Origin of the sequence: Leucobacter luti, from assembly GCF_019464495.1 — a bacterium.
In the GTDB taxonomy this organism is placed as follows: domain Bacteria; phylum Actinomycetota; class Actinomycetes; order Actinomycetales; family Microbacteriaceae; genus Leucobacter; species Leucobacter luti_A.
In genome coordinates this window covers 218,837-237,682 of the sequence record NZ_CP080492.1, presented here as the reverse complement: position 1 = coordinate 237,682, position 18,846 = coordinate 218,837, and the positions used below count along the sequence as shown (strand labels likewise).

General features: G+C 64.2%; 18 protein-coding genes and 2 tRNA genes. 8 read left to right on the top strand and 12 right to left on the bottom strand.

What is annotated here, in order from left to right:
* Nucleotides 1-80: 80 nt before the first annotated feature.
* Together K1X41_RS01105 and K1X41_RS01100 are read right to left on the bottom strand one after the other, a co-directional pair.
* Nucleotides 81-153: transfer RNA gene (locus K1X41_RS01105), tRNA-Val, on the bottom strand.
* 54 nt (nt 154-207) lie between these two features.
* The gene (locus K1X41_RS01100) at nt 208-669 is read right to left on the bottom strand and encodes a peroxiredoxin (protein ID WP_132203209.1); all 462 of its coding nucleotides are present in this window, start codon (nt 667-669) and stop codon (nt 208-210) included.
* A 284-nt stretch (nt 670-953) separates the two neighbouring features.
* Between K1X41_RS01100 and aceE the strand changes: the two genes are divergently transcribed.
* From aceE to K1X41_RS01070, 6 genes are all read left to right on the top strand, one after another.
* On the top strand, nt 954-3,680 hold the full coding sequence (gene aceE, locus K1X41_RS01095; protein ID WP_132203207.1) for a pyruvate dehydrogenase (acetyl-transferring), homodimeric type: 2,727 nt from the start codon (nt 954-956) through the stop codon (nt 3,678-3,680).
* A gap of 29 nt (nt 3,681-3,709) precedes the next feature.
* Nucleotides 3,710-4,900: a PucR family transcriptional regulator gene (locus K1X41_RS01090; RefSeq protein ID WP_132203205.1), complete on the top strand. Its 1,191-nt coding sequence runs from the start codon at nt 3,710-3,712 to the stop codon at nt 4,898-4,900.
* A 112-nt stretch (nt 4,901-5,012) separates the two neighbouring features.
* Nucleotides 5,013-5,930: an ACP S-malonyltransferase gene (locus K1X41_RS01085; RefSeq protein WP_220175124.1), complete on the top strand. Its 918-nt coding sequence runs from the start codon at nt 5,013-5,015 to the stop codon at nt 5,928-5,930.
* 17 nt (nt 5,931-5,947) lie between these two features.
* On the top strand, nt 5,948-6,952 hold the full coding sequence (locus K1X41_RS01080) for a beta-ketoacyl-ACP synthase III (RefSeq protein ID WP_220175123.1): 1,005 nt from the start codon (nt 5,948-5,950) through the stop codon (nt 6,950-6,952).
* A gap of 84 nt (nt 6,953-7,036) precedes the next feature.
* A complete protein-coding gene (locus tag K1X41_RS01075) occupies nt 7,037-7,285 on the top strand; it encodes an acyl carrier protein (protein ID WP_130454444.1) in 249 nt (82 codons plus the stop codon).
* A gap of 129 nt (nt 7,286-7,414) precedes the next feature.
* Nucleotides 7,415-8,653 (top strand): beta-ketoacyl-[acyl-carrier-protein] synthase family protein, encoded by a 1,239-nt coding sequence (locus K1X41_RS01070; protein ID WP_220175122.1) that lies wholly within the window; start codon nt 7,415-7,417, stop codon nt 8,651-8,653.
* A gap of 75 nt (nt 8,654-8,728) precedes the next feature.
* Here K1X41_RS01070 and K1X41_RS01065 read toward each other — a convergent pair whose 3' ends face one another.
* From K1X41_RS01065 to K1X41_RS01055, 3 genes are all read right to left on the bottom strand, one after another.
* Nucleotides 8,729-9,217, bottom strand: a complete 489-nt coding sequence (locus K1X41_RS01065) for a Dps family protein (protein WP_133617389.1) — start codon at nt 9,215-9,217, stop codon at nt 8,729-8,731.
* Nucleotides 9,218-9,372: 155 nt separating this feature from the next.
* Nucleotides 9,373-10,107, bottom strand: coding sequence for a hydrogen peroxide-dependent heme synthase (hemQ, locus tag K1X41_RS01060; protein WP_133617390.1), 735 nt, complete (start codon nt 10,105-10,107; stop codon nt 9,373-9,375).
* Nucleotides 10,108-10,142: 35 nt separating this feature from the next.
* Nucleotides 10,143-11,240 (bottom strand): ferrochelatase, encoded by a 1,098-nt coding sequence (locus tag K1X41_RS01055; RefSeq protein ID WP_220175121.1) that lies wholly within the window; start codon nt 11,238-11,240, stop codon nt 10,143-10,145.
* A gap of 161 nt (nt 11,241-11,401) precedes the next feature.
* On the opposite strand from K1X41_RS01055, the gene K1X41_RS01050 reads away from it, so the two are divergent.
* Nucleotides 11,402-12,217 carry a FadR/GntR family transcriptional regulator gene (locus tag K1X41_RS01050; RefSeq protein ID WP_220175120.1) on the top strand — a complete coding sequence of 272 codons (816 nt, stop codon included), beginning with the start codon at nt 11,402-11,404 and terminating at the stop codon, nt 12,215-12,217.
* A gap of 47 nt (nt 12,218-12,264) precedes the next feature.
* Here the strand turns inward: K1X41_RS01050 and K1X41_RS01045 are convergent, their stop codons facing one another.
* A complete protein-coding gene (locus K1X41_RS01045; RefSeq protein ID WP_220175119.1) occupies nt 12,265-13,059 on the bottom strand; it encodes a tyrosine-protein phosphatase in 795 nt (264 codons plus the stop codon).
* Between the two features lie 69 nt (nt 13,060-13,128).
* Between K1X41_RS01045 and K1X41_RS01040 the strand changes: the two genes are divergently transcribed.
* A tRNA-Ile gene (locus tag K1X41_RS01040) sits at nt 13,129-13,202 on the top strand.
* A gap of 16 nt (nt 13,203-13,218) precedes the next feature.
* On the opposite strand, the gene K1X41_RS01035 is transcribed toward K1X41_RS01040, so the two are convergent.
* From K1X41_RS01035 to K1X41_RS01010, 6 genes are all read right to left on the bottom strand, one after another.
* On the bottom strand, nt 13,219-13,779 hold the full coding sequence (locus K1X41_RS01035; protein WP_132203187.1) for a DUF308 domain-containing protein: 561 nt from the start codon (nt 13,777-13,779) through the stop codon (nt 13,219-13,221).
* Nucleotides 13,780-13,846: 67 nt separating this feature from the next.
* Nucleotides 13,847-14,890 carry a siderophore-interacting protein gene (locus K1X41_RS01030; RefSeq protein ID WP_220175118.1) on the bottom strand — a complete coding sequence of 348 codons (1,044 nt, stop codon included), beginning with the start codon at nt 14,888-14,890 and terminating at the stop codon, nt 13,847-13,849.
* Nucleotides 14,877-15,680, bottom strand: coding sequence for an ABC transporter ATP-binding protein (locus K1X41_RS01025; RefSeq protein ID WP_220175747.1), 804 nt, complete (start codon nt 15,678-15,680; stop codon nt 14,877-14,879). The genes K1X41_RS01030 and K1X41_RS01025 overlap by 14 nt, the downstream gene beginning before the upstream one ends.
* A complete protein-coding gene (locus K1X41_RS01020) occupies nt 15,680-16,702 on the bottom strand; it encodes a FecCD family ABC transporter permease (protein WP_258566600.1) in 1,023 nt (340 codons plus the stop codon). Before K1X41_RS01020 ends, K1X41_RS01025 begins: the two co-directional genes overlap by 1 nt.
* Nucleotides 16,699-17,676 carry a FecCD family ABC transporter permease gene (locus tag K1X41_RS01015; protein ID WP_220175117.1) on the bottom strand — a complete coding sequence of 326 codons (978 nt, stop codon included), beginning with the start codon at nt 17,674-17,676 and terminating at the stop codon, nt 16,699-16,701. Before K1X41_RS01015 ends, K1X41_RS01020 begins: the two co-directional genes overlap by 4 nt.
* A 20-nt stretch (nt 17,677-17,696) precedes the next feature.
* Nucleotides 17,697-18,737, bottom strand: a complete 1,041-nt coding sequence (locus K1X41_RS01010; RefSeq protein WP_133617396.1) for an iron-siderophore ABC transporter substrate-binding protein — start codon at nt 18,735-18,737, stop codon at nt 17,697-17,699.
* Nucleotides 18,738-18,846 lie beyond the last annotated feature (109 nt).

Genomic DNA, 18,846 nt, shown 5'->3' with positions numbered 1-18,846 from the left:
AACGCGAAGAAGGCATGCATACCAGGCAGACCGCCAGGAATGCAGAAACGGCCTCCACCCATCGGGTGGAGGCCGTACAGTGGGCCCGGCCGGGATCGAACCGACGACATCCACGGTGTAAACGTGGCGCTCTACCAGCTGAGCTACAGGCCCCCATCCGCGAAGCGGACTCCCCAAGTGTAGGGGAAACCACCCCGCAGAATCGAATCAGGCGATTGTCGCGAGTGCCGCGCGATACGAGGCGAAGTCGCGCGCCTCCCCCGGCTCGGTCTCAAATGCCGCGAGAACACGCCGATCTTCGCCGATCACCAGCGTTGCGCGCGTCGCGATTCCGGCCTCTTCAACGAACACGCCGTACTGCTGTGCAACGGCGCCGTGCGGCCAGAAGTCCGACAGAATCGAGAACTCGTAGCCCTCGGCATCTGCCCACGCCTTGAGCGCCCACACGGAATCCACGGAGATGCCAACTAGGCGAACTTTGCTGTCGTCGAACATGGCAAGGTTATCGCGCAGCTCGCACAGCTCGCCCGTGCAGATGCCGGAGAACGCAAGCGGGAAGAATACGAGCGCGACCGGTCCTTCCGCGACAAGCTCAGAGAGTGTGAGCTCCTCGCCGTGCTGATCCGACAGGGTGAAATCGGGCGCCTGTGCGCCGACCTCGAGCACCATAGTGTGCTCCTTTCTCGGTGCAGAGCACCGGGTGAACGGTCCGGGCCTCAACACTATCGAGGGACGCCGCCCCGCAGTGCACACCGTTCGCATCGCGACGCGCCGGAGTTCTGACCGCAGATTGTTCACGCGGACCAGATTTCAAGCGCACATTCCGCTGGGATTCGTCGAGATTCGATAGTGTGGTGGGACACCCGCGAACCAGCGGGCGCCTCTCGTGCTGCGCGCAGACGCACCAAGCCGCGTCTACCGGTCAGTACGCCTCTGGTGAATGGAGCACTAACTTGGCTGTGAACACACAGGATCCGTACGCACCTGACAGCGACGACATGGATCCGCAGGAGACCGCTGAGTGGCGCGAATCGCTCGACGCGGTCGTAGAGGAGCGCGGCGCAGGGCGCGGTCGCGAGATCATGACGAGCATGTTGGCTCGCTCTCGCCAGTTGCATTTGAATGTGCCTCAGGTTCCCACCACGGACTACGTGAACACCATCGCTTCAGACGATGAGCCAAGCTTCCCGGGGAACGAAGAGCTTGAGCGCCGCTACCGCTCGTGGATCCGCTGGAACGCGGCGATGACGGTGCACCGCGCACAGGCCCCTGGGATCGGCGTCGGCGGGCATATCTCGACCTACGCGTCAGCGGCGTCGCTCTACGAGGTCGGGTTCAACCACTTTTTCCGAGGCCAGGATCACCCCGGTGGCGGAGATCAGATCTTTGTCCAGGGCCACGCCTCCCCCGGCATGTACTCGCGCGCGTTCCTCGAGGGCCGCTTGACCGCCGATCAGCTCGATGGCTTCCGCCAGGAGAAGTCACACGCGGGCGGTGGGCTTCCGAGCTATCCGCACCCGCGGCTGGCTCCCGATTTTTGGCAGTTCCCGACCGTGTCGATGGGCCTCGGGCCGATCAACGCGATTTACCAGGCACAGCTCAACAAGTACCTCACAAATCGCGGCATTAAAGACGCATCCGATCAGCATGTCTGGGCCTTCCTCGGCGATGGTGAGATGGACGAGGTCGAGAGCCGCGGCCAGCTCCAGGTTGCCGCAAACGAGGGTCTCGACAACCTCACCTTCGTCATCAACGCGAACCTGCAGCGCCTCGATGGCCCGGTTCGCGGCAACGGCAAAATCATCCAGGAGCTGGAGAGCTATTTCCGAGGCGCTGGCTGGAATGTCATCAAGGTGATCTGGGGCCGCGAGTGGGATGACCTCCTGAATCGCGACTCTGAGGGCGCGCTCCTCAACCTGATGAACACCACGCCAGATGGCGACTTCCAGACGTACAAGGCAGAGAACGGCGGCTTTGTTCGCGATCACTTCTTTGGCCGCGACGAGCGCGCACTGCGCCTCGTAGAGGGCTACTCTGACGATCAGGTCTGGGGACTTCGCCGCGGTGGCCATGACTACCGCAAGGTCTACGCCGCGTACAAGGCTGCCACCGAGCACAAGGGCCGCCCGACCGTGATCATCGCGAAGACCATTAAGGGTTACGGCCTGGGTCCGCACTTCGAGGGCCGCAACGCGACCCACCAGATGAAGAAGATGACGCTGGACGATCTGAAAATGTTCCGCGATACGATGCGGATCCCGATCACGGACGCGCAGCTTGAAGCGGATCCCTACCGTCCTCCGTACTACCACCCCGGACCGCAGGACGAGGCGATCGAGTACATTCATGAGCGCCGCCGCGCGCTCGGGGGCTACTTGCCTGAGCGCCGCTCGAAGCACGTTGAGCTTGCCGTCCCGGACGCGAAGTCATACGCAATCGCTGCCAAGGGATCCGGAACTCAGGAAGCCGCAACGACGATGGTCTTCGTGCGCTTGTTGAAAGACTTGATGCGCGATAAGAACATGGCCGGCCGATTCGTGCCGATTATCCCTGACGAGGCACGCACCTTCGGCATGGATTCCTTCTTCCCGACGTCGAAGATCTACAACCCGCATGGCCAGAACTACGTTTCGGTCGACCGGGAGCTGCTGCTTGCCTACAAGGAGAGCCCGCAGGGTGTGCTGATTCACGTTGGCATCAACGAAGCAGGCGCATCGGCAGCGTTCACGGCGGTCGGCACCTCGTACTCGACACACGGCGAACCGTTGATCCCGATCTACATTTTCTACTCCATGTTCGGATTCCAGCGCACCGGCGACGCGCTCTGGGCGGCTGGTGACCAGATGGCGCGTGGCTTCCTCATTGGCGCCACGGCAGGCCGCACCACGCTCACAGGCGAGGGACTGCAGCACGCAGACGGACACTCGCTCGCGCTCGCGTCGACGAACCCGGCTGTGGTGGCATACGATCCGGCCTATGGCTACGAGATCGGGCACATCATGCGCTCCGGTATCGAGCGGATGTACGGTGGCACGCATTCGGATCCAAACGTGATGTACTACCTCACGGTCTACAACGAGCCGCTGATTCATCCGGCGGAGCCGGAAGACACTGACGTTGACGGCATTGTGCGCGGTATCCATCGGGTACAGTCCGCGACCTCAGGCACGCACCGCGCTCAGATCCTGGCTTCGGGAGTTGCCGTCGGCTGGGCGCGTGAGGCAGCCGATCTCCTCGCCAAGGACTGGGACGTTGCTGCCGATGTGTGGAGCGTTACCAGCTGGAACGAACTGCAGCGCGATGGTGCCGCAGCTGAGCGCGAGTCGCTGCGGGATCCGGCGGCAGCACTCCGTACGCCGTATCTCACGGAAAAGCTCGCTCACTCCGAGGGGCCTGTGGTTGCGGTGAGCGATTGGGCGACTCAGGTGCCCGAGCAGATCCGCCCGTACGTCCCAGGCGACTACTCGGTGCTCGGTGCCGACGGCTTCGGCTTCTCGGACACGCGTGCGGCCGCTCGCCGCTACTTTGGCATCGACCGTGAGTCGGTCGTGGTGAAGGTGCTCCAGCGTCTTGCACTGCAGGGCAAGATCGCCGCCGATGTACCAGCGCGTGCAGCCGAGCAGTATCGACTCAATGACGTCAACGCCGGCACCACGGGTGGCGCTGGCGGAGAGGCGTAGAACAGCGTGGCGTGGGGGGCCTCTCGATCATGGATCGCATGAAAGAGCAGGAGCTTGCGTGGCTTCGAACCATCACGGGTGAACTATCGACGCTTACCCTGACCCGGCTCGATGACACGCTGCCCTGGTATGGGAGCATGCCCCCCAGCCGACGCTCGGCAGTCGGCCTCGTGGCACAGACCGGTATTGCCTCGTTCATTCAGTGGTATGAGGACCCCACCTCGACGCCTTGGATCGCATCCGATGTGTTCGGAGCTGCGCCGCGAGAGCTGCTGCGCTCCATCAGCTTGCAAGAGACGCTCCAGCTGATCCGTGTCGTGGTCACCGTTGTCGAGGAACGGGTCGCGCCGCGCAGCGAATCTCTGCGTGAAGCGATCATGCACTACTCCCGAGACGTTGCCTTTGCGGCCGCTGATGTCTATGCCCGTGCAGCCGAGGCGCGCGGGCTCTGGGATGCGAGGCTCGAGGCACTCGTCGTCGATTCAATCCTCACGGGCGAGAGCGATGATGAACTCCCCAGCCGAATCGCCGCCCTGGGGTGGCACGGTGACGGGGAGGCCGCAGTGCTCGTCGGCACCGCGGAACGTACGGTGGATGTGGATCAGCTCCGCCGTTCCTCACGCCACTCCGGCGCCGACGTGCTGATTGGCTTGCAGGGCACACGGCTTGTGCTGGTGCTCGGACGGGTCGATCCGTTGCAGCGTGAGGCCGGAGATGATGAACCACTCACGTTCCTCGAGATCGCTCAACGCCTGGCGGACGGGTTCTCTGATGGGCCGCTCGTGCTCGGACCCACGGTTGCGAATTTGATCGATGCGTCACGGAGCGCACGCGCCGCACTCGCTGGCGTCGCGGTCGCTCGTTCCTGGCGCAAAGCACCGCGCCCGGTCCTCGCAGACGATCTGCTGCCAGAGCGCGCACTGGCGGGCGACGGCCTGGCACGCCGCACTCTGATCGAGCACATTTACGAACCGCTCGCAGCCCACTCCGGGGAGCTCCTCGAAACGCTGTGGTGTTATCTGGACAATGGCCGGTCCCTCGAGGCGACGGCTCGGGAACTCTTTGTGCATCCCAATACGGTGCGCTACCGCTTGAAGAAAGTCTCCGACGTCATCGGTTGGAACGCGACAGGTGCGCGCGAAGCCTTGATTTTGCAGTCCGCTCTGATCGCTGGATCGATCGCGCAGAGTGGTCGCAAGCCTGGCTCTGGCGGAAAATAACCGCTGAGGCGCGCCGCTGAGACCCGAAAAGAGCCATACTCTACAACGATATTTGGAATTTATCGTGGAGAATATGCAGTCTTGGGCCGGATCATCTGAGAAACTGGAACACGTGATTGTCATCGCTTGCCCTGGACAGGGCTCACAGACCCCCGGTTTCTTGACCGAGTGGCTCGACCTTCCCGGAGCCCGCGACTTCCTCCGCGAGGCTTCCGAGCGTTCGGGAGTCGATCTGCTCGCCCACGGCACTGAGAGTGACGCTGATACGATTCGCGACACCGCAATCGCCCAGCCACTCATCGTTGCTGCGAGCCTGCTCGCGTGGCAAGAGCTCGCAGCACGGACGGACCTCAGCGATGTTGGAGTTGCCGGACACTCCGTCGGTGAATTTGCCGCCGCCGCCATCGCTGGCGTGTTGCCGGCAGGCGACGCGCTGCAGCTCGTGGGCGTCCGGGGGCGCGCGATGGCAGAATCCGCGGCACGCACGGAGACCGGCATGGCAGCGGTCGTCGGCGGTGTCGAAGAGGCTGTGCTTGCGAAGATCACTGAGCATGGTCTCACCGCGGCGAATCGCAACGGCGGCGGTCAGATCGTCGCCGCTGGCTCACTCCCCGCGCTCGCGGCCCTCGCCTCAGATGCTCCGCGCGGAGCACGCGTGATTCAGCTGCAGGTAGCCGGCGCATTCCACACTGACTACATGGCAGACGCGATCCCCGCGCTTGCTTCGGCAGCTACTGCGGTGACTCCGGCGGAGCCAACTCACACACTTTGGACGAACGCCGACGGCTCGCGTGTCGAGAGCGGTGCCCGCTATGTTGAGCTGCTCGTCTCGCAGATCGCCAATCCCGTGCGCTGGGATGCCTGCATGGCAGGCTTCCAGGACGCCGGCATCACTGGACTCATCGAACTGACCCCCGCGGGCGCCCTGAGTGGCATCGCGAAGCGCGCTCTCAGAGGTGTGCCCAGCGTTGCGATCAAGTCCCCCGCCGATCTCGATGCAGCTGTCGCGCTCATCGCCGACGCAGCCTGACCGAAGGAATCTCAACTATGAAGACTCTCGTGCAGCCCACAGGGCCCGCGCACTCCAGGATTCTCTCGATCGGGGCCGCTCGTGGTGACCTCAACGTCCCCAATGACGATCTCGTCGGGCCGATCGACTCTTCAGATGAATGGATCCGACAGCGCACAGGAATCATCCAGCGCCGACGCGCGAGCACCGACGTGAGCGCAGTAGATCTTGCCGTCGCTGCCGCCGAGGAGGCCATTGTCCGCTCAGGGCTCGACCGCAGCGAAATCGACGGCGTCATTATTTCGACTATTTCGAACGTCGCGGTTACGCCATCGATGGCATCACTCGCGGCGCACCGCCTTGGGCTCACGCCAGCAGCGGCCTTCGATATTTCTGCAGCGTGCGCCGGATATGTCTATGGTGTTGCGCAGGCCGACGCGCTCGTGCGCTCCGGGGTCTGCACGAATGTCGTCGTGATTGGTGCTGAGAAGCTCTCGGATCTCGTGGATCCTACGGATCGCAGCATTTCGTTCCTCCTCGCCGATGGTGCGGGCGCAGTGGTCGTCGGGGCCAGCGATCACGCAGGCATCGGTCCGACGGTGTGGGGCTCCGACGGCGAGAAGTGGGATGCGATCCGCATGACCACTACGTTCGAGGAGTACCGCAACAACCCGACCGAAGTTGCCTGGCCGACGCTGCGACAGGACGGGCAGACAGTATTTCGCTGGGCAGTTTGGGAGATGGCGAAGGTCGCCCGTGAGACGCTGGAGCAGTCCGGCATCGAAGCGAAGGATCTCGCCGCATTCATTCCGCATCAGGCAAATATGCGTATCATCGATGAGTTTGCAAAGCAGCTCAAGTTGCCAGAGAGCGTCATCGTGGCGCGGGACATCGAAATGCAGGGCAATACCTCTGCAGCGTCGATTCCGCTCGCTCTGCACGCACTGCGAGAGACGCACCCCGAGCTTTCCGGCGGCCTCGCCCTGACGATCGGCTTCGGTGCCGGCCTCGTCTACGGCGCACAGGTAGTCGAGATCCCATAGGACGTCACGCGCGCGCCACCTCGGCGTAGCATGTCCTCCCCGATACACTTCATCAGCCAGTACCAATCTAAGGAGAAACACACCATGGCATACAGCAACGAAGAGGTCCTCGCAGGTCTTGCAGAGCTCATCAATGACGAGACCGGGATTGCGGCTGACGTTGTCGCACTCGACAAGTCGTTCACCGATGACCTCGACATCGACTCGATCTCGATGATGACGATCGTCGTCAACGCAGAAGAGAAGTTCGACGTCAAGATCCCGGACGAAGAGGTCAAGAACCTGAAGACCGTGGGCGACGCTGTCGACTTCATCGTCAAGGCTCAGGCCTAACCCTCTCCGGTTGCCGGGAGGCGGGTACACGCTCGCCTCCCAGCCCGGCACTTGGGCAGCGTGCACTTCGCACGTCCCGCCCGTATCTACCCAGCCCAGGATTCAGACCACCATGCGGAGAACGTATACATGACGAAGAAGATTGTCGTTACCGGCATTGGCGCCACCTCACCGATCGGCGGAACCGCTGCGGAGAGTTGGGACGCGCTGCTCGCCGGCGCCTCTGGCACCCGGACCCTCGAACACGGCTGGGTAGCAAAGTACGACCTTCCCGTGCACTTCGCCGCAGAGGCGAAGGTACGGCCGGAAGAGGTGCTTGCACGCCCCGTGGCGAAGCGCCTTGACCCTTCAAGCCAATTTGCCCTCATCGCAGCGATGGAAGCGTTCGCTGATGCGGGAAGTCCTGAGCTCGACCCTGAGCGTCTCGGCGTCGATTGGGCCACAGGCATTGGAGGCCTCTGGTCACTGCTTGATGCCTGGGACACGCTCCGCGAGAAGGGACCGCGTCGCGTAATGCCGCTGACGGTGCCGATGCTCATGCCCAACGCCCCGGCCGCGGCCGTGTCCATGCATTTCACTGCGCGCGCCTATGCGCGCACGGTCGCCTCCGCTTGCGCATCGAGCACTGAATCGATCGCCGGGGCATACGAACACCTGCAGTCCGGCTACGCCGATGTTGTCATCGCTGGAGGATCCGAGTCCGCGATCCACCCGATCACCATGGCGTCGTTCTCCTCAATGCAGGCGCTCTCAAAGCGGAATGACTCGCCCGAGACTGCTTCGCGTCCGTACAGTGTCGACCGCGACGGCTTTGTCATGGGCGAAGGCGCGGCTGCGCTGGTGCTCGAGACCGAGGAACACGCACTCGCCCGCGGAGCGAAGATCTACGCTGAGGTCGCGGGTGGCGGCGTGACGGCCGATTCGTACCACATCACGGCAAATGATCCTGAGGGACGTGGTGCGAGCCGCGCGGTAGAGATGGCTCTCAGCCAGGCTGGAGCAACGCCGGACGATGTGACGCATATCAACGCGCACGCAACGTCGACCCCGGTGGGCGACATCGCCGAGTACGCCGCGCTGCGCAAGGTGTTTGGAGACCGGATTGACACGATCCCGGTTTCTGCCACGAAGGGCGCCACTGGCCACCTGCTCGGAGGCACTGGAGCACTCGAAGCGATCTTCGCGGTCCTCGCAGTGCAGCACCGCGTTGCCCCGCCGACGATCAACCTTTCAGAGCAGGATCCCGAGATTCCGTTGCAAATCTCAGGCACCCCGCAGGAGCTTGGCGCCGGGCCGCAGCTCGCGATCTCGAACTCCTTCGGCTTCGGCGGACACAACGCCGTCGTTGCGATCCGCTCGTACGAGTAGCGCGCGGCGAGCGCACGAATGACTGAAGCCCCCTCCGCTGGAGGGGGCTTCAGTCATTCGTGCGTGAAGGAATAGTTACTCCGCGATGTGCGATACGAGGAACCAGCGATCCTTGTCGAGCTGCTGTGCGATCGCGATCACGATGTCCTGGCTGACAAGGTCGATCTCGTCGAGACCCTTGACCGCTGCGTACACCGTGGTGAGTGTGGCGTCGAGCTGCGCGACCATCTCGCGAATCGTGACATTCGACTGCTGGAAGCCATCGCTCAATTCGGTCGTCGACGTGCGGGCAGCCACGGTGCCAATGCGACCGTCAACAGGAAGCCCCAGCGCTACGATCCGCTCAGCAACTTCGTCAGACGCGTCCTGAGCGTGTGCAACAACCTGGTCGAGGAACTCGTGCACGCCGATGAAGTTGGCGCCGCGCACGTGCCAGTGGGCCTGCTTGCCGTTGACCGCGAGAGCAATGAGGTCATGCACAACCGGCGTCAGGTACTGCGCGACACCGCTCGGGCGTGCAAGGTCTCCCTGCGCTGCGGGAATGGTGATCTGCTTGGTAGCCATGTAAATGGATCCCCTCTCGTTCTGGTGAACTAACACTCTTAAATGTACGCCGAATTCTGAACCGCGCAAGCAAGGAAAGGCTGAGCTTACTCTCGTCACACGGGACCATAGTGCCTGATCAGAAGCTCAAATCGCGCGCAATGAGCTCATGTTCGCTACCCGAGAATACGCGCGAGCATCGGGGCGGGATCGACGCGTGGCCCGGTGAAGAAGGGAATCTCCTCCGTCACGAAGCGACGCGCTTCAGTGGCACGCAGCTCACGCATCAGGTCGACAATCCGGAGCAAGTCACCTGACTCGAACGCAAGCAACCACTCATAGTCACCCAGCGCGAACGCGGCGACCGTGTTCGCGAGCACGTCGCCATACTCCTTTGCGGCCGCACCGTGCTCTCGCAGCATGTCACGGCGCTCAGCATCGGGCAGGAGATACCAGTCTTTGCTCCGGACGAAGGGATACACGCACACGTAGTCTCCTGGCGCGTCTCCCGCGAGGAACGCCGGAACGTGGCCGCGATTGAACTCCGCTGCGCGGTGCACACCAATATTCGACCAGACCGGAGCGAGCCGCCCGGCCGTCCACTCGAGCACCGTGCGGTATGCGCGCTGCAGCGCCTCTGTTGACGGAGCATGCCACCAGATCATGAGATCTGCGTCGGCGCGGAATCCTGAGATGTCGTACCAGCCGCGTGTTGCCAGGCCCGGGATCGACTCGAGCTCTGCCAGGAGGCTATGAGCGATACTTCGCCAGGCTGGGGACAGGCCTACTGCTCCAGAGCGTCGCTCCTCACGGAACACCGCGAACATAGTGAAGTTTGTCTCGGCATTGATCCGCTCAGCGACCGCACTGTGGTCGACCTGCGGCCCTGGGCTCGGATTCAGCGTGCTCATGGAGTTCTCCTCGTTCTACGATTGTCAGTTCGGGATCAGTCGTGGGGTCCAGCAAGGACAGGAATTCCCGTCACCTCGCCGTGGCGCATCCGACAGCTCCCTGCTGGCGCCTCGTCGGGGAAGGCGCCGAGCGCCCCAGTGGTCACTGCGCTTGGGTCCTCGCCGCGTTCGCGTGCAGCCCGCTCCATGATCATGTCCACGAGGCCGCCCACGAACTCTGCGCGGACACCAACGGTACCGGCACGCGCCGCGGCGATGCCGTGCTCTGTAGCCGTTTCCATCGCCTCGACATCCAGGTCAAATGCAACCTCCATGTGGTCCGAGATGAAGCCGATGGGAGCGATCACGATCTTCGTGACACCCGCGGCGGCAAGTGCTTCGATATGGTCGTTCACATCTGGTTCGAGCCACGGCGTATTCGGGTTCCCGGAGCGCGAGCAGTACGACAGCGAAGAGGCAATTTCGCCTCCGGTCAACTCCCGCAGCGCGGCATCGAGCACCGCGCGAACATCTTCGTGTTGCTCACGGTACCCCGGGCCCGTGACCGCTGACGCATCTTGCATCGCATCAGGGATCGAGTGCGTGACGTACACGATGTGCGCTCCAGCGATGCCTCCTGGAAGCGTCGCGCCAGCCTCTGTGATCGCAGCAAGATTGGCTGCGATGAACCCGGGTTCGTTGAAGAACGGGCGCAGGATGTCGATATGCGGCGCGTCCTCCCCCAGCGACGCTACTGCCGAAGCGAGGTGTTCGCGGTACTGGCGGCTGCCGGAGTACGATGCGTAGGCACTCGTGACGAGAGTGAGTACGCGCTTCGCTCCGAACGCGCTCGAGTCACGGAGCGTGTCGACGGTATAGGGGTGCCAATTGCGATTGCCCCAGACCACGGGCAGGGCGATCCCGCGATTCTTCAATTCCCGCTGCAGCGCCGCGACGAGGGCGAGGTTCTGCTCGTTGATCGGGCTCTTGCCGTCGAAACGGTGGTAGTGCTCCCCGACCTCGGCCAGGCGATCCTCGGGGATTCCCTTTCCGTGGGTCACGTTGCGAAGGAACGGAATGACGTCATCCGTGGCGTTCGGTCCCCCAAATGAGCAGAGGAGAAGTGCGTCGTACGGCAAAGCATTTTCGGTCATATATTGCACCGTACCACCAGGTTTCCTGTACATCTGATGTATAAGATCAGATGTGCGGATTCGTTCGCGGTTCCTCGCACTCACGGAGCGGCCACAGCTCTCGGAACACCCGGCTCGATATAGTTGAGCAACGTATCCGGAATCTCACCAGGGGTCACTCCATGGCAAGCACCACACGCGGTTCGCAGAAAGCGCGCGACACACTCGACTACTTGCGAGACAAGATCTCCAGCAGTGAGTGGGCCGTGGGTGAGCTGATTCCGCGAGAGCCTGAACTCATGGACCTCATCGGAGTCGGGAAATCGACGGTTCGCGAAGCGGTGCGCTCACTCGCGGCATTTGGCATGCTCGAGACGGTGCCCGGTGTCGGGACGTTCGTGCGGGCCCGCACCCCCGTCAGCACTCTACTCACCGAGTTCCTCGCGGATCACGACCTCGAAGAGGTCCTCGTCTATCGGCGCTCCCTCGAGATCGAGGCGGCGCAGCACGCGGCGGTGCATCGCAGCGCGGATCAGCTCGCTCAATTGCACGCGGCAGTCGAGCGAGCTGAGCACACGGATCCCGCACACATCGATTCCTGCGACCAAAGCACCAACCCCGGCTCGTTCCACATGCTCGTGGTCGAAGCCAGCGGCAGCAAGCTCCTGCTCGACCTGTACCGTGGCGTGATGGGTGTGCTGCAGCGCGCAGCCTCCGAGGGTCGCGTCATTCTCGGGACGACACTGGAGACCATGCACTTGGATCACGGCGCCGTGCTCGACGCGATCGAAGCGCGCGATGTTCGCAGCGCTGCCCACTCGATGGCGCTCCACGTTGATCGTGATCTGGGCTTGCGCACGGATATGCTCGATTTTGCTGGGCAGACGGAACGCGCGGCGTCCCTGATCGGTGCTGGCTATGATCCGGGTGATGTGGTGTCCCCCGACGCCACGCAGTCTCCAGAGGCGCTGACGCAGTCTCAGCCACAGCGCGGCTGAGTCTTCAGACGCGATGCGGCTCGAGCACTGAGCACGCTCAGCTCCGACTACGCAACGAAACGCTCGCGCAGGGCCTCAATATCTGCGGCACCCAGTCCGAGCCCCTCGCTAAAGTAGCCTTCGATCGAGCCGAAGCGCTGCTCGACTTCATCGTAGGCGGCGTCAAGATAGCGTTCGTCGACACCCAGCACTGGGCGGAGCAGTTCCGGATCGACCCCCGCGGCCGCGGCGCGATCGATCACCGGCTGCAACGCGGGGAGAAGATCAGTGTTTGTCTGCAGGTAGTCAGCACGAATCACATCGTCGCTTGCCCCGAGCAGGGTCAACAGCGCAGCAGCCGCCCACCCGGTGCGATCTTTCCCCGTGGTGCAGTGGAACAGTACTGCGCCTGCACGTGAGGGATCCGTGAGCCCGCCGAAAAAAGTGCGGTACGCGCGAAGCGCCGAGGGCAAGCCCACAATGTCGCGGTAGGCCGACGCCAACAGCTCAGTAGCCTGACCGCCGCTAAAGGCTTGCTCAATGGCCGCAGGGTTCGACATCATCTCGTTGATGTTCGCGGCAGCCGCGGCAGGAGCGTCCGCCAGCACGTCAAGCGAGACTGAGGGGATCGACTCGGGAACCCGATCGGGGGCTCCCGCCCGCTCTTTCGCCGTCCGGAGATCGTAGACTGTGCTGATCCCGCGCGCGGCGAATGCTTCGCCGTCCTCTGCGCTGAGCGCCGCGAGCGTCGCAGAGCGATACACCTGGCCCGACGCAAGGGTCCCGCCCGCGACAGGCAGGCCTCCCAGATCACGCATGTTCATCACACTGGTGAGTGGGATCCGGCGGTCAAGTTCAGTCATCGAGCTTCTCCAAGTCGTTGCGGGGCACACGCAGCGTTGCCGTATCCCCTAGGATGAAAAGGTTGTTGCGGGGCGGTAGCTCAGTTGGTTAGAGCACTGGACTCATAATCCATCGGTCACGGGTTCAAGTCCCGTCCGCCCTACGGGTATTGCCTGTGCTTACTCCACGATAATCGTGGTCTGATCAACGCGTGTGCTGCGCAGCCGCGTTGCACCCCAGATCAGCGACGCGCCAAACAGCAGCATCGCGATACCGGCGCAGAACGCCACGATGCTGAGGGCCGCAGCCGGCCAAATCAGGGCGAAAATGCCGCCGAGAACCGCGAGCACACCCGGCACCATGATGAAGCCGCCACGGCCGGCGCCGATGCGCATTCCGACCACGATCCATGACACGCCGAGGACCAGCAGGGCTGCTCCGACGAGCACCACCAGCGCCTGCACGGTGAACGCTGCGAAGATCATTGCAAGCACGCCGGCGATGATGAACACGACGCCGAGGACGCGCGAGGTGGCGTTCGGTCCGCCACGCACGAGCATCGCGAGGCCGTTGGCGATCAGTGCGAGACCGAAGAACACCGCGAGCATCTGGCTTGCGGCAACGAACGGCCATACCACCAGGCCGATTCCGGCGACAATCACCACGATCCCGACAACGAGGACCACCCACCACGGGAATCGACGCGAGTCGGAGACGATGCGGATCGGTTGCTCGGTCATTGCGGCTCCCTCGGTGTGTGCTTAGGTCTCGCAGAGTGGCGCATGCGCCCGCCACGAACTGTGGCGGTCATCCCTTCATTGCAACTCCGCGTCGCCAGTATCCCATGAACGCGACCTGCGAGCGTGAGATTCCGAGCTCCCGTACGAGGTGTCTGCGCAGGGTCGTGACCACGCCGCTTTCCCCGGCAATCCAGAAGTAGCGCTGATCACCTGCGGCAGGCTCGGCCGTGCCTGCGGCGCCGCTTGCGGCTGCAACGTCCTCACCGAGTCCTGAGTACACCGGGGTCTCCCACAGCAGTTGGTCGGTCGCGACGTCTTCGATTTTGAGCACAGTGCGCTCGCCCAGATATGCGAGCAGCTCGGGGATCAGCGCGGTGCCGTGGTCCTCGTGCCCGCGCACCACCCAGCGCACTTCACAGTCGGCCGGCGCCGCAATGGGGAGTTCGTCTGCGCGATCCGGGATCTCAATCCACGCGATGCCGCGCGCCGTTACTGGCAGGTCCTCAAGGATGCGAGCGATTGCCGGTGCCGCGGTCTCGTCCCCCACGAGCACGACCTCGGGCGCGTCTCCGGGTTGGAACTCGATCCCGGCCGAGTCCGCGTGCCCGCGCACCGGCGCCACAATCAGCAGCTCGTCTCCCGGCTGCGCCGTGGCCGCCCAGCGCGCGGCAGGGCCGCTCTTGCCCGGCTCAAGGTGCAGTACAAAGTCGACGATGAAGCGGGTTTCGCCGCTCGGACTCACCTGAAGCTCCCGGATCGAGTACGTGCGCATCGCGCCACGGGTTGATTCCGGCAGCGCCAACCACTCGGCGTACCAGTCGGCGCTGTGCGAGAGCACTGGGAGATCCCCTCGCTCGGCCACCGAGTTCCCGTCGGCTGCCAGCCGCTCTGCCGGGAAGATCAGCTTGATGCGCTGATCGAACGTGGCCCCCGGATCGCCACAGTCGTCGAGCTCGGGGCCGACGAACACCACCCGCGCGAACGTCGGCGACACTCGGGTGATGGACTCGACGCTGGCGCGCACTGGACGATGCGGGAATCCGCTGCGGTGCGTACGAGCGGCCCGCCTACTGGGGACCCGCTTACTGAGTGACTGCTCACTGAGTGACATAGTGCCTTCCAATCGGGATCACGAGGGGCGTGAGTGAAACAGGATCCTCAATCACGCGACAGTCGAGATCAAACACCTCGCGCACGAGTTCTGGCCGCAGCACAGCTCGCGGCGTGCCAGCGCCGAGCACCACGCCACCGCGAACGGCGACGAGCTCGTCAGCGTAGCGCGCGGCCAGGTTTAGGTCGTGCAACACCATCACCACGGTCGTACCGTTGGCACGGTTCAGCTCGCGCACGAGATCGAGCACTTCAAGTTGATGGGTGACGTCAAGGTAGGTCGTTGGCTCATCGAGCAGCAAGACTTCCGGTTCCTGGGCGAGCGCCATCGCGATCCACACGCGCTGGCGCTGCCCGCCAGAGAGTTCGTCGACTGCGCGTTCCGCGAGCTCAGCGGTTCCCGTAGCCGTCAGTGCATCGGCAACGATGCGCGTGTCACGCTCGCTCCAGCGCGAAAAGCCGCGCTGGTGCGGGTGCCTGCCCCGGCCGACCAGATCCGCCACCGTGATTCCCTCCGGCGCGATCGGGTTCTGTGGCAGCAGCCCGAGCACCCGCGCGAGTTCTTTCGTTGGCATGGCGTCGACGGCCCGCCCGTCAAGGAGCACCGCGCCAGCCCGTGGACGTACCAGACGTGCGCAACTGCGCAACAGCGTGGACTTGCCGCAGCCGTTCGGCCCGACAATCGCGGTCACGGCGCCCGGGGTGAAGGACAAGTCGAGTCCCGAGATAATCGCGGTATCACCGTAGGACACGCTGAGGTCGCGTGCGGCGAGGGTGCGGGTGGGGGCCATCATGCTCCCGCCTTTCGATTGAGCTGGATCAGCAGGAAGATCAGCGTCGGTGCGCCGAGCACGCCGGTCACCACACCGACGGGGGTGCGGCCGCCGAGCAGGAACTGGCCAACGTGATCAGACACAAGCACCAGCAGCGCGCCCATGAGGCCCGCCGGGAGGAGAAGGGAGCCGCCCGAGCCGACCACGCGCGCAGCGATGGGTCCCGCCATAAACGCAACGAACATCACCGGACCGCATGCTGCCGTGGCAAACGCGAGTAGGGCGACCGCGGCGACGATGAGCACGATCCGCACCCACCCCACCGAGACGCCAAGGCCCTGCGCGGTGTCTGTGCCCAGGCGCAGAAGTTCAAGGTCACGGGAACGCCACAGCAGCACAGGCAGGAGCACGACACTCGCGAGCGCGAGCGGAAGGACCTGCGCCCAGGTTGCTCCGGTAAGACTCCCTGTGAGCCACTGCATGGCGCGCTGCATATCCCACTCCGCTGCCCGCGAGAGCAGATAGGAGGTGACACTCTGCAGGATCGCGGCGAGTCCGATGCCAATCAGGATAAAGCGCATCCCGGCGAAGCCGCCCCGGTTTGCCAGCAAGAAAATCGCAGCCGCGGTCGCGAGGGCTCCCCCGAGCGCGATCAGCGACGTCGCAGACTCGTTCAGGCCCAGCACCAGGATTCCGAACACCGCGGCAGCGCCGGCGCCCGAGGTCACGCCAAGGATATCGGGCGAGGCGAGCGGATTGCCGAGCAGCGTTTGGAACGTGGCTCCCGCGATCCCGAATGCGAACCCGGCAAGCACCGCAAGGGTCGCGCGCGGCAGCCTGAGCTCGCCGACGGTGAACGCCGCGCCCGATTGGGATTGGCCGGTGAGCACCGCCCACACTTCCTGCGGTGGGGTCACCGTGCGCCCCAGCATCAGGCTGAGCGCGAAGCCCGCGAGCACCGCGGTCGCGAGCGCGGTAATCGCGATCCAGCGCCGTCTGGTGCGCCTGCGCCGCCCCGAAACGAGCGCCGCGGCCGTCACAGCGCACCCACTCGGGTACGGCGCACGATCCAGATCAGGAACGGGGCCCCGAGGATCGCGGTGAGGATTCCCACCTCGATCTCTGCTGGCCGCGTGATAACGCGACCGAGCACGTCTGCGCCAAGGAGCAGCATCGCGCCTGCAAGCGCCGAAAACGGCAGCAACCAGCGGTGATCAGGCCCGAAGAGCGTGCGACACACGTGCGGCACCAGTAGCCCGACAAACCCGATGGGACCGGCCACGGCGGTGGCAGCACCACAGAGCACCACGGCGGCGACGCCGACGAGCGCCCGAGTGCGCCCTACTGACTCGCCGAGGCCCGTTGCGACGTCATCGCCGAGCGCGAGTGCGTTCATGCCGCGCGCGAGCAGCGCGCATAGCACGACACCGGCGATGAACAATGGGATCAGCACACTTACGCTCTCCCAGCTCGCGCCGCCAACGCTGCCAATGCGCCAGAACTGGTAGGTCCGAAGCAGATCGACGCGCGGCAGCATAATCGCGTTCGTCAGCGAGATAAATGCAGCTCCGCACGCGGCACCGGCGAGAGCGAGTGCAAACGGGCTGCGCCCGCGGCTCCCGAGACCACCGATCAGGTACACCGTGATCGCGGCGCAGGCAGCTCCACCGATGGCAACAGCCATCAGGGTAAACGGACGGTGTAGCCCAAAGAAGCTGAGTCCGGCGACCACGGCGAGCGCCGCGCCGCTTGACACTCCAAGGATCCCCGGCTCGGCGAGCGGATTGCGCGTGATCGCCTGCATCGCGGCACCCGAGAGTGCGAGCGCGGCACCAACCAGCACTGCGAGGGCCGTGCGCGGGAGGCGCTTCACCACAGCGGCCGAGTCGACACTGCTGGCGTCGCCCTGGACACCTGCGAGGAGATCGCTGAGCCCAACTGTGCGCGCGCCGAACGCCACCGAGGCGACGCAGAGCAGCGCGAGCAGCAGAATGCCGCAGATCAACCAGGTCACTCGGTGCGCGTGCGTGCGGGTCACTCCTGGCCAGCGGCGTCAGCGAGGACGTCGAAGTAGTCGTCGATCCCCCAGCTGACCGACAGCGGCGAAGGGTTCGCGGACGCTGCCAGCGGAGTTGCGTCCTCAAGCACGGCGATGCGACCCTCCGCAATCGCGGGAATCTTCGACAGCAGCGGATCGGCCTGCAGCTGCGCCACAAATTCGCCGTCGGGATCACCGTAGGTCACAAACACGTCGACGTCGCTGAAACGATCGGCAACGTCTGAGCTCACTTCAACGTAGAACTCGTCGGTCTTCGCGCTCTCTTCTGTCACGATCTCAGGCTGGGGCAGCCCAAGCCCCGCAAGGAATCCGGGGCGCGTGTCATGCACCGTGTAGAACCCGATCTTAGAGAGGTCTGACGGGTTAATGAATGAGAACAGCAACTTCTGGTCGGCGAGTGCCGGGTGTGCAGCAAGGGCGTCAGCCACCGTGCCCTGCAACTGGGTAATCAGCGTGTCCCCTTCATCTGCGAGTCCCAGTGCCGCTGAGTCGAGCTTGATCATGTCTTCGAGCGAAGTCCCCCAGGGCGTCTCCGGGTACGCGACGACCGGCGCAATCTTCGAGAGCGTGTCGTAGTCCTCTTCGCTGAGCCCCGAGTACGCCGCCAGAATCACGTCTGGCGAGGTCTCGGCCACGGCCTCAAAGTCGATGCCGTCCGTCTCATCGAACAGCACCGGCGTCTCTGCGCCGAGCTCGGTGAGTTTGTCCTCCACCCAGGGCAGCACACCATCACCATCGTCATCACCCCAGGTCGCCTTGCTCATCCCAACGGGGACGACGCCCAGTGCCAGGGGCACCTCGTGGTTCGCCCAGGCGACGGTAGCGACCCGCTCGGGGCGCTCTTCGATCGTCGTGGTGCCGTAGACGTGCTCGATCGTAACCGGGAAGCCAGCTTCATCGCCTCCGCCGTTGCCCCCGCTCCCACCACCGGAACTCGCAGGTGCCGCGCATGCGGCCAGCGTTGTCGCGAGCAGGGTGAGGGTGACAGCGGTGCCGAGCAGGCGAAGAGCGCGCACGCGAGTCCTTTCGGAAGAGACCAGAATCGGTCGACGGAGCGACGCGCCAGCTTCGATCGCGCCACATCACATCATGGTAAGGCTCGCCTTAGTTGTCAAGCTGACAGCG